Origin of the sequence: Enterobacter sp. K16B, assembly GCF_020216105.1 — a bacterium.
GTDB lineage: Bacteria > Pseudomonadota > Gammaproteobacteria > Enterobacterales > Enterobacteriaceae > Enterobacter > Enterobacter sichuanensis.
Genome location: NZ_JAIWJZ010000013.1, coordinates 21431 through 30603, shown reverse-complemented (window position 1 = coordinate 30603; position 9173 = coordinate 21431). Strand labels below are relative to the sequence as shown.

Below are 9173 nucleotides of genomic sequence, written 5' to 3'. Positions count from 1 at the left end.
TTTTTTTCGCAATAATACCCGCTTCGGAAGCATGGGTTTTAAGAATTCATATTACATTTCAATAATATAAATCATTTCGCTCAAAACTTATCCATTTTCTGTTCTCACTTCATCCTTATGTCACCTATGTTAATAAAACAGGAAAGATGTTGCCGTTTTCCAGGTTGAATTAACAAAAGCGTGTCTCAGATCAAGAAAATACTCCTATTTGGGGGGAGGAATCGTTGGCAAATCCTGTCAAAATAGGAGGGTTATTTTTTTTACTTCCGAAACGGACACGATTCAACAACATACATTTGACGGAAAGTCATGTACCCACCAGGGTTAAAGGGCACCAAATGTTAATGAGAATCGCTCGATGTAATTTAATGTGAAGAAACCTTTGTTAAAGTTGACAATAGGTTATAGAAAGGAGTAAAAAACCCCATCATTTTGCTGTCTACGTCTCATTTCTGACAGTTAGTGTAAGGTTATTTGTTCCTCCCCATGAATCGATGTGATGCCCATCTGCCAGCAAGAGCAGTGTCGTTGGTATCACTTTTGATGAGTAAGCAATGAGTATGTCAACATCCACAGAAGTCATCGCTCATCACTGGGCATTCGCAATCTTTCTTATTGTAGCCATTGGCCTGTGCTGCCTGATGTTAGTCGGCGGCTGGTTCCTGGGCGGTCGCGCCCGCGCAAGGCACAAAAACACACCTTTCGAATCAGGTATTGATTCGGTCGGTTCCGCTCGCTTACGCCTGTCTGCCAAGTTCTATCTGGTAGCCATGTTCTTCGTCATCTTCGACGTGGAAGCGCTTTACCTTTTCGCATGGTCAACCTCCATCCGCGAAAGTGGTTGGGTGGGCTTTGTCGAGGCCGCAATTTTCATTTTAGTGCTACTGGCCGGTCTGGTTTATCTGGTGCGTATTGGCGCGCTTGACTGGACGCCTGCGCGTTCACGTCGTGAACATATCAACCCGGAAAACAGTATCTCTAATCGTCAGCAGTAACAGCGAGGCAATAAGATGGATTATACGCTCACCCGCATAGATCCTAACGGTGAGAATGACCGTTACCCCCTGCAAAAACAGGAGATCGTAACCGACCCCCTGGAGCAAGAAGTCAATAAAAGCGTGTACATGGGCAAACTCGAGCATGCCATGCACGATATGGTCAACTGGGGTCGTAAGAACTCCATCTGGCCTTACAACTTTGGCCTTTCTTGCTGCTACGTTGAAATGGTGACGTCATTCACTGCGGTGCATGACGTTGCGCGTTTTGGGGCAGAGGTACTGCGTGCTTCCCCACGTCAGGCTGACCTGATGGTGGTCGCCGGTACCTGCTTTACCAAGATGGCACCTGTTATTCAGCGTCTTTATGACCAGATGCTGGAGCCAAAATGGGTTATCTCCATGGGCGCATGTGCAAACTCTGGCGGTATGTACGACATCTATTCTGTCGTGCAGGGTGTAGATAAGTTTATCCCAGTGGATGTCTACATCCCGGGTTGTCCGCCACGTCCGGAAGCTTACATGCAGGCGCTGATGCTGCTGCAGGAGTCTATCGGTAAAGAACGTCGCCCACTATCGTGGGTTGTTGGCGATCAGGGTGTGTATCGCGCGAACATGCAGTCTGAGCGCGAGCGTAAACGTGGTGAACGTATTGCCGTCACCAATCTGCGTACGCCTGACGAAATTTAATTTGCGCCTGTAGGCCTGGAGAACACCTTCGCATATCACTACTCAAATAGCGCGAAGCCAGGCTCAACAGTCACCACGGACCATTTGCAATGGTGAACAATATGACCGACTTAACCGCGCAAGAAGCCGCCTGGCAGACACGGGATCATCTGGATGACCCAGTCATTGGCGAACTGCGCAACCGTTTTGGGCCGGATGCCTTTACTGTTCAGGCTACCCGCACCGGGGTACCCGTTGTTTGGGTGAAGCGTGAGCAATTGCTGGAAGTTGTCGATTTCCTCAAGAAATTGCCAAAACCGTACGTCATGCTGTTTGACTTACACGGCATGGATGAACGTCTGCGTACCCACCGCCAGGGTCTCCCTGCTGCGGATTTTTCCGTTTTCTACCACCTGATCTCAATAGACCGTAATACGGATATCATGCTCAAGGTGGCATTGTCTGAAAACGACATGCATCTGCCGACGCTCACCAAACTTTTCCCGAACGCCAACTGGTATGAGCGTGAAACCTGGGAAATGTTCGGCATGACCTTCGACGGTCACCCGCATCTGACGCGCATCATGATGCCGCAGACCTGGACCGGCCACCCGCTGCGTAAAGACTACCCGGCACGTGCTACTGAATTCGACCCGTTTGAGCTGACCAAAGCCAAGCAGGATCTGGAGATGGAAGCCCTGACCTTCAAGCCAGAAGACTGGGGCATGAAGCGCGGTACCGACAACGAGGACTTCATGTTCCTCAACCTCGGTCCGAACCACCCGTCTGCGCACGGTGCCTTCCGTATCATTCTTCAGCTTGATGGCGAAGAGATTGTCGACTGTGTTCCTGACATCGGCTACCACCACCGTGGTGCTGAGAAGATGGGCGAGCGTCAATCCTGGCACAGCTACATTCCGTATACCGACCGTATCGAGTACCTCGGCGGCTGCGTAAACGAGATGCCATACGTGCTGGCCGTTGAGAAACTGGCAGGTATTACCGTACCGGATCGCGTTAACGTCATCCGCGTGATGCTGTCAGAACTGTTCCGCATTAACAGCCACCTGCTGTATATCTCCACCTTCATTCAGGACGTCGGCGCGATGACCCCGGTCTTCTTCGCCTTTACCGACCGTCAGAAAATCTACGATCTGGTGGAAGCGATTACCGGTTTCCGTATGCACCCTGCCTGGTTCCGTATCGGCGGTGTGGCACACGATCTGCCGCGTGGTTGGGATCGACTGCTGCGTGAGTTCCTCGACTGGATGCCAAAACGTCTGGCCTCCTATGAGAAAGCCGCGCTGCGTAACACCATCCTGAAAGGGCGTTCCCAGGGCGTTGCGGCCTACGGCGCGAAAGAAGCGCTGGAGTGGGGGACAACAGGTGCGGGTCTGCGTGCGACCGGTATTAATTTCGACGTGCGTAAAGCGCGTCCTTACTCTGGCTACGAGAACTTCGACTTTGAAGTCCCGGTGGGCGGCGGTGTTTCCGACTGCTACACCCGCGTGATGCTGAAAGTGGAAGAGCTGCGTCAGAGTCTGCGCATCCTTGAGCAGTGCCTCAACAACATGCCGGAAGGCCCGTTCAAAGCGGATCACCCGCTGACCACGCCGCCACCGAAAGAGCGCACGCTGCAACATATCGAAACCCTGATCACCCACTTCCTGCAGGTTTCCTGGGGTCCGGTCATGCCGGCGCAAGAATCCTTCCAGATGATTGAAGCGACCAAGGGTATTAACAGTTACTACCTGACCAGCGACGGCAGCACCATGAGCTACCGTACCCGTGTGCGTACGCCAAGCTTCGCGCACCTGCAGCAGATCCCTTCCGCCATTCGCGGCAGTCTGGTCTCCGACCTGATTGTGTATCTGGGTAGTATCGATTTTGTTATGTCAGATGTGGACCGCTAATTATGCACGAGAATCAACAACCACAAACCGAGGCTTTTGAGCTGAGTGAAGCAGAGCGTGCCGCCATCGAGCACGAGATGCACCACTACGAAGACCCGCGTGCGGCGTCCATTGAAGCGCTGAAAATCGTACAGAAACAGCGTGGTTGGGTGCCGGATGGGGCGATCTATGCGATTGCAGAAGTGCTGGGTATTCCGGCAAGTGACGTAGAAGGCGTAGCTACGTTCTACAGCCAGATCTTCCGTCAGCCGGTAGGCCGCCATGTGATCCGCTACTGCGACAGCGTTGTCTGTCACATTACCGGTTATCAGGGCATTCAGGCTGCCATTGAGAAGAAACTCAATATCAAGCCGGGCCAGACCACCTTTGATGGTCGCTTTACTCTGCTGCCAACCTGCTGCCTGGGTAACTGCGACAAGGGGCCGACCATGATGATTGATGAGGACACTCACAGCCATCTGACGCCGGAAGCGATTCCTGACCTGCTGGAGCAGTACAAATGAAAACTGTAATTCGTACTGCTGAAACCCATCCGCTGACCTGGCGTCTGCGCGATGATAAACAGCCGGTATGGCTCGACGAATACCAGAGCAAAAACGGCTATGCCGGTGCGCGTAAAGCCCTCGGCGGCATGGCGCCGGACGACATCGTTAACGCGGTGAAAGAGTCGGGTCTGAAAGGCCGCGGCGGCGCGGGCTTCTCCACCGGCCTGAAGTGGAGCCTGATGCCGAAAGACGAATCCATGAACATTCGTTACCTGCTGTGTAACGCCGATGAAATGGAACCGGGCACCTATAAAGACCGCCTGCTGATGGAGCAGCTGCCGCACCTGCTGGTGGAAGGCATGCTGATCTCCGCGTTTGCGCTGAAAGCGTACCGTGGTTACATCTTCCTGCGCGGTGAGTACATCGAAGCAGCAGAAAACCTGCGTCGCGCGATTGCGGAAGCCACCGAAGCGGGCCTGCTTGGCAAAAACATTCTGGGCACTGGTTTTGACTTCGAGCTCTTCGTGCACACCGGTGCCGGGCGTTATATCTGCGGTGAAGAGACCGCGCTGATTAACTCCCTGGAAGGCCGCCGTGCGAACCCGCGTTCCAAGCCGCCATTCCCGGCAAGCTCCGGCGTATGGGGTAAGCCGACCTGCGTAAACAACGTCGAAACCCTGTGTAACGTTCCGGCAATCCTCGCCAACGGCGTGGAGTGGTATCAGGGCATCTCCTCAAGCAAAGATGCTGGTACCAAGCTGATGGGCTTCTCCGGCCGCGTGAAAAATCCTGGCGTCTGGGAGCTGCCGTTCGGTACCACCGCACGTGAAATTCTTGAAGACTACGCTGGCGGCATGCGCGATGGCCTGAAATTCAAAGCCTGGCAGCCGGGTGGGGCAGGGACAGACTTCCTGACCGAAGCGCACCTTGACCTGCCGATGGAATTCGAAAGCATTGGTAAAGCAGGCAGCCGTCTGGGCACGGCGCTGGCGATGGCCGTCGACCACGAGATCGGCATGGTATCGCTGGTGCGTAACCTGGAAGAGTTCTTCGCCCGTGAGTCCTGCGGCTGGTGTACACCTTGCCGTGATGGTCTGCCGTGGAGCGTGAAGATACTGCGTGCAATCGAACGTGGCGAAGGCCAGCCTGGCGATATCGAGACACTTGAGCAACTGTGTCGATTCTTAGGTCCGGGCAAAACCTTCTGTGCCCACGCACCAGGTGCTGTCGAACCGCTGCAGAGCGCGATTAAATATTTCCGCGACGAATTCGAAGCAGGCATCAAGCAGCCGTTCAGCAATACCCATGCGATTAATGGGATTCAGCCGAACCTGCTGAAAGCGCGCTGGTAACGACAAGAATTTTGATTAACGCTCGGTTTCGACTGAGCCAACTGGAAGCATGCTAATGGCTACGATTCATGTAGACGGCAAAGAATATGAGGTCAACGGGGCGGACAACCTGCTGGAAGCTTGTCTGTCGCTCGGCCTTGATATTCCGTATTTTTGCTGGCATCCGGCGCTGGGCAGCGTCGGTGCTTGCCGCCAGTGTGCGGTGAAGCAATATCAAAACGCGGAAGACACGCGTGGTCGCCTGGTGATGTCCTGTATGACGCCAGCCACCGAAGGCACCTTTATTTCGATTGATGACGAAGAAGCCAAACAGTTCCGCGAAAGCGTTGTGGAATGGTTGATGACCAACCACCCGCACGACTGTCCGGTCTGTGAAGAGGGCGGTAACTGCCACCTTCAGGATATGACCGTAATGACCGGTCACAGCTTCCGTCGCTATCGCTTTACCAAGCGTACCCACCGTAACCAGGATCTGGGGCCGTTCATCTCTCACGAAATGAACCGCTGCATCGCCTGCTACCGCTGCGTGCGTTACTACAAAGACTACGCAGACGGTCAGGATCTGGGCGTCTATGGTGCGCATGACAACGTTTACTTCGGTCGTCCGGAGGACGGGGTGCTTGAGAGCGAATTCTCCGGTAACCTGGTGGAAATCTGCCCGACCGGCGTGTTCACCGACAAAACCCACTCCGAGCGTTACAACCGTAAATGGGACATGCAGTTTGCGCCAAGCATCTGCCAGCAGTGTTCGCTGGGCTGTAACACCAGCCCGGGTGAGCGCTACGGCGAGCTGCGTCGTATCGAAAACCGTTACAACGGTACCGTTAACCACTACTTCCTGTGCGACCGCGGTCGTTTCGGCTATGGCTATGTGAACCTGAAAGACCGTCCGCGTCAGCCGGTTCAGCGCCGTGGCGATGACTTCATTACCCTGAACGCTGAACAGGCGATGCAGGGCGCGGCAGACATTCTGCGCCAGTCGAAGAAAGTGATCGGTATCGGCTCCCCGCGCGCCAGCATCGAAAGCAACTTCGCGCTGCGCGAGCTGGTGGGTGCGGAAAACTTCTATACCGGTATCGCCCAGGGCGAGCAGGAACGTCTGCAGCTGGTACTGAAAGTGCTGCGTGAAGGCGGTATTCATACCCCTGCGCTGCGTGAAATCGAATCCTATGATGCGGTCCTGGTGCTGGGTGAAGATCTGACGCAGACCGGCGCTCGTGCGGCTCTGGCGGTTCGTCAGGCGGTGAAAGGTAAAGCCCGTGAAATGGCAGCGGCACAGAAAGTGGCTGACTGGCAGATTGCGGCAATTCTCAACATCGGCCAGCGCGCGAAGCATCCTCTGTTTGTGACGAACGTAGACAATACCCGTCTGGACGATATCGCGGCGTGGACCTACTGCGCACCGGTTGAAGATCAGGCGCGTCTTGGCTTTGCCATTGCCCACGCGCTGGACAGCAACTCCCCAGCCGTTGAACTGGATCGTGACCTGCAAAACAAGGTCGACGTGATTGTTCAGGCGCTGGCGGGTGCGAAGAAACCTCTGATTATTTCCGGGACTAACGCCGGAAGCGCCGAGATCATTCAGGCTGCAGCGAACGTTGCCAAAGCCCTGAAAGGCCGCGGTGCCGACGTTGGTGTGACCATGATTGCCCGTGCGGTAAACAGCATCGGTCTGGGTATGATTGGCGGCGGCTCGCTGGAAGAAGCGTTAAGCGAACTGGAATCCGGTGCCGCTGACGCCGTTGTGGTGCTGGAAAACGATCTGCATCGCCACGCTTCTGCCGCACGCGTAGACGCCGCGCTCTCTAAAGCGCCGCTGGTGATGGTTATCGACCATCAGCGCACCGCGATTATGGATAAAGCGCACCTGGTGCTCTCTGCGGCAAGCTTCGCAGAAAGCGACGGTACCGTTATCAACAACGAAGGCCGCGCGCAGCGTTTCTTCCAGGTTTACGACCCGGCATATTACGACAGCAACACCGTGATGCTGGAAAGCTGGCGCTGGCTGCACTCCCTGCACAGCACCGTGCAGAGCCGTGAAGTGGACTGGACGCAGCTTGACCACGTTATCGACGCGGTGGTGGAAAAACTGCCTCAGCTGGCAGGCATTAAAGATGCCGCACCTGAAGCAAGCTTCCGTATTCGCGGCCAGAAACTGGCGCGTGAACCGCACCGTTACAGCGGTCGTACCGCAATGCGTGCCAATATCAGCGTACACGAACCGCGCCAGCCGCAGGATAAAGACACCATGTTCGCCTTCTCAATGGAAGGGAACAACCAGCCGTCTGCGCCGCGTTCACAGATCCCATTCGCATGGGCTCCGGGCTGGAACTCCCCGCAGGCATGGAACAAGTTCCAGGCTGAAGTGGGCGGTTCACTGCGCCACGGAGATCCGGGCGTGCGTCTGATTGAAGCCTCTGAAACCGGTCTGGACTTCTTCACCACCGTGCCGGCGAGCTTCCAGGCGCAGGACGGTAGCTGGCGTATCGCCCCTTACTACCATCTGTTCGGTAGTGACGAGCTGTCCCAGCGTTCTCCGGTCCTCCAGACCCGTATGCCGCAGCCGTACATCAAGCTCAACCCGGCGGACGCCGCAAAGCTTGGCGTCAACGCGGGTGCGAACATTGCCTTCAGCTACGACGGCCAGACTATCAGCCTGCCGCTGATTATCTCGGAAAGTCTGACTGCAGGGCAGGTGGGTCTGCCGATGGGTATGCCTGGCATCGCGCCGGTTCTGGCGGGTGCGCGTCTTGATAATCTGCAGGAGGCAAAAGCATGAGTTGGTTAACGCCGGATCTTATCGACATCCTGCTGAGCATTCTGAAAGCGATTGTTATCCTGCTGGTGGTGGTCACCTGCGGCGCGTTCATGAGCTTTGGTGAACGTCGTCTGCTCGGTCTGTTCCAGAACCGTTACGGACCGAACCGCGTGGGCTGGGGTGGATCACTCCAGCTGGTCGCGGACATGATCAAGATGTTCTTTAAAGAGGACTGGATCCCGCGCTTCTCGGACCGCGTGATCTTTACTCTGGCACCGATGATCGCCTTCACCTCGCTGCTGCTGGCATTTGCTATCGTTCCGGTCAGCCCGACCTGGGTAGTGGCTGACCTGAACATCGGCATTCTGTTCTTCCTGATGATGGCAGGCCTCGCGGTTTACGCGGTGCTGTTCGCAGGCTGGTCCAGTAACAACAAATACTCGCTGCTGGGTGCGATGCGTGCGTCTGCGCAGACGCTGAGCTACGAAGTGTTCCTGGGTCTCTCCCTGATGGGCGTGGTGGCGCAGGCCGGTTCATTCAACATGACCGACATCGTCAACAACCAGGCTGACATCTGGAACGTTATTCCGCAGTTCTTTGGGTTTATTACCTTTGCTATCGCGGGCGTGGCGGTGTGTCACCGTCACCCGTTTGACCAGCCAGAAGCCGAACAGGAACTGGCCGACGGTTACCACATTGAATATTCCGGTATGAAATTCGGTCTGTTCTTCGTGGGCGAATACATCGGTATCGTCACCATTTCCGCGTTGATGGTAACGCTGTTCTTTGGTGGCTGGCATGGCCCGTTCTTACCGCCGTTCATCTGGTTCGCGCTGAAAACCGCGTTCTTCATGATGATGTTCATTTTGATTCGCGCAGCGTTACCGCGTCCGCGTTATGACCAGGTAATGTCCTTCGGCTGGAAAGTGTGCCTGCCGCTGACGCTCGTCAACTTGTTGGTAACGGCGGCTGTCATTCTCTGGCAGCAGCCATAAGGGGCT

At 55.4% G+C, this 9173-nt stretch carries 7 protein-coding genes; all 7 read left to right on the top strand.

Features of this window, described 5'->3' with window-relative positions:
* Positions 1 to 554 precede the first annotated feature (554 nt).
* Entirely contained in the window at positions 555 to 995 is a 441-nt protein-coding gene (gene nuoA / locus LDK53_RS03780; protein WP_014171000.1) for an NADH-quinone oxidoreductase subunit NuoA, read from the top strand.
* Positions 996 to 1010: 15 nt separating this feature from the next.
* A complete protein-coding gene (nuoB, locus tag LDK53_RS03775; RefSeq protein WP_003861482.1) occupies positions 1011 to 1685 on the top strand; it encodes an NADH-quinone oxidoreductase subunit NuoB in 675 nt (224 codons plus the stop codon).
* Between the two features lie 89 nt (positions 1686 to 1774).
* Positions 1775 to 3577: an NADH-quinone oxidoreductase subunit C/D gene (nuoC, locus tag LDK53_RS03770; protein ID WP_025757183.1), complete on the top strand. Its 1803-nt coding sequence runs from the start codon at positions 1775 to 1777 to the stop codon at positions 3575 to 3577.
* A gap of 2 nt (positions 3578 to 3579) precedes the next feature.
* Positions 3580 to 4080, top strand: a complete 501-nt coding sequence (nuoE, locus tag LDK53_RS03765) for an NADH-quinone oxidoreductase subunit NuoE (RefSeq protein WP_003861486.1) — start codon at positions 3580 to 3582, stop codon at positions 4078 to 4080.
* Positions 4077 to 5414 carry an NADH-quinone oxidoreductase subunit NuoF gene (gene nuoF / locus LDK53_RS03760; protein ID WP_008500209.1) on the top strand — a complete coding sequence of 446 codons (1338 nt, stop codon included), beginning with the start codon at positions 4077 to 4079 and terminating at the stop codon, positions 5412 to 5414. Before nuoE ends, nuoF begins: the two co-directional genes overlap by 4 nt.
* Positions 5415 to 5469: 55 nt before the next feature.
* A complete protein-coding gene (nuoG, locus tag LDK53_RS03755) occupies positions 5470 to 8193 on the top strand; it encodes an NADH-quinone oxidoreductase subunit NuoG (protein WP_225284533.1) in 2724 nt (907 codons plus the stop codon).
* Positions 8190 to 9167, top strand: coding sequence for an NADH-quinone oxidoreductase subunit NuoH (gene nuoH / locus LDK53_RS03750; protein ID WP_008500211.1), 978 nt, complete (start codon positions 8190 to 8192; stop codon positions 9165 to 9167). The genes nuoG and nuoH overlap by 4 nt, the downstream gene beginning before the upstream one ends.
* Positions 9168 to 9173 lie beyond the last annotated feature (6 nt).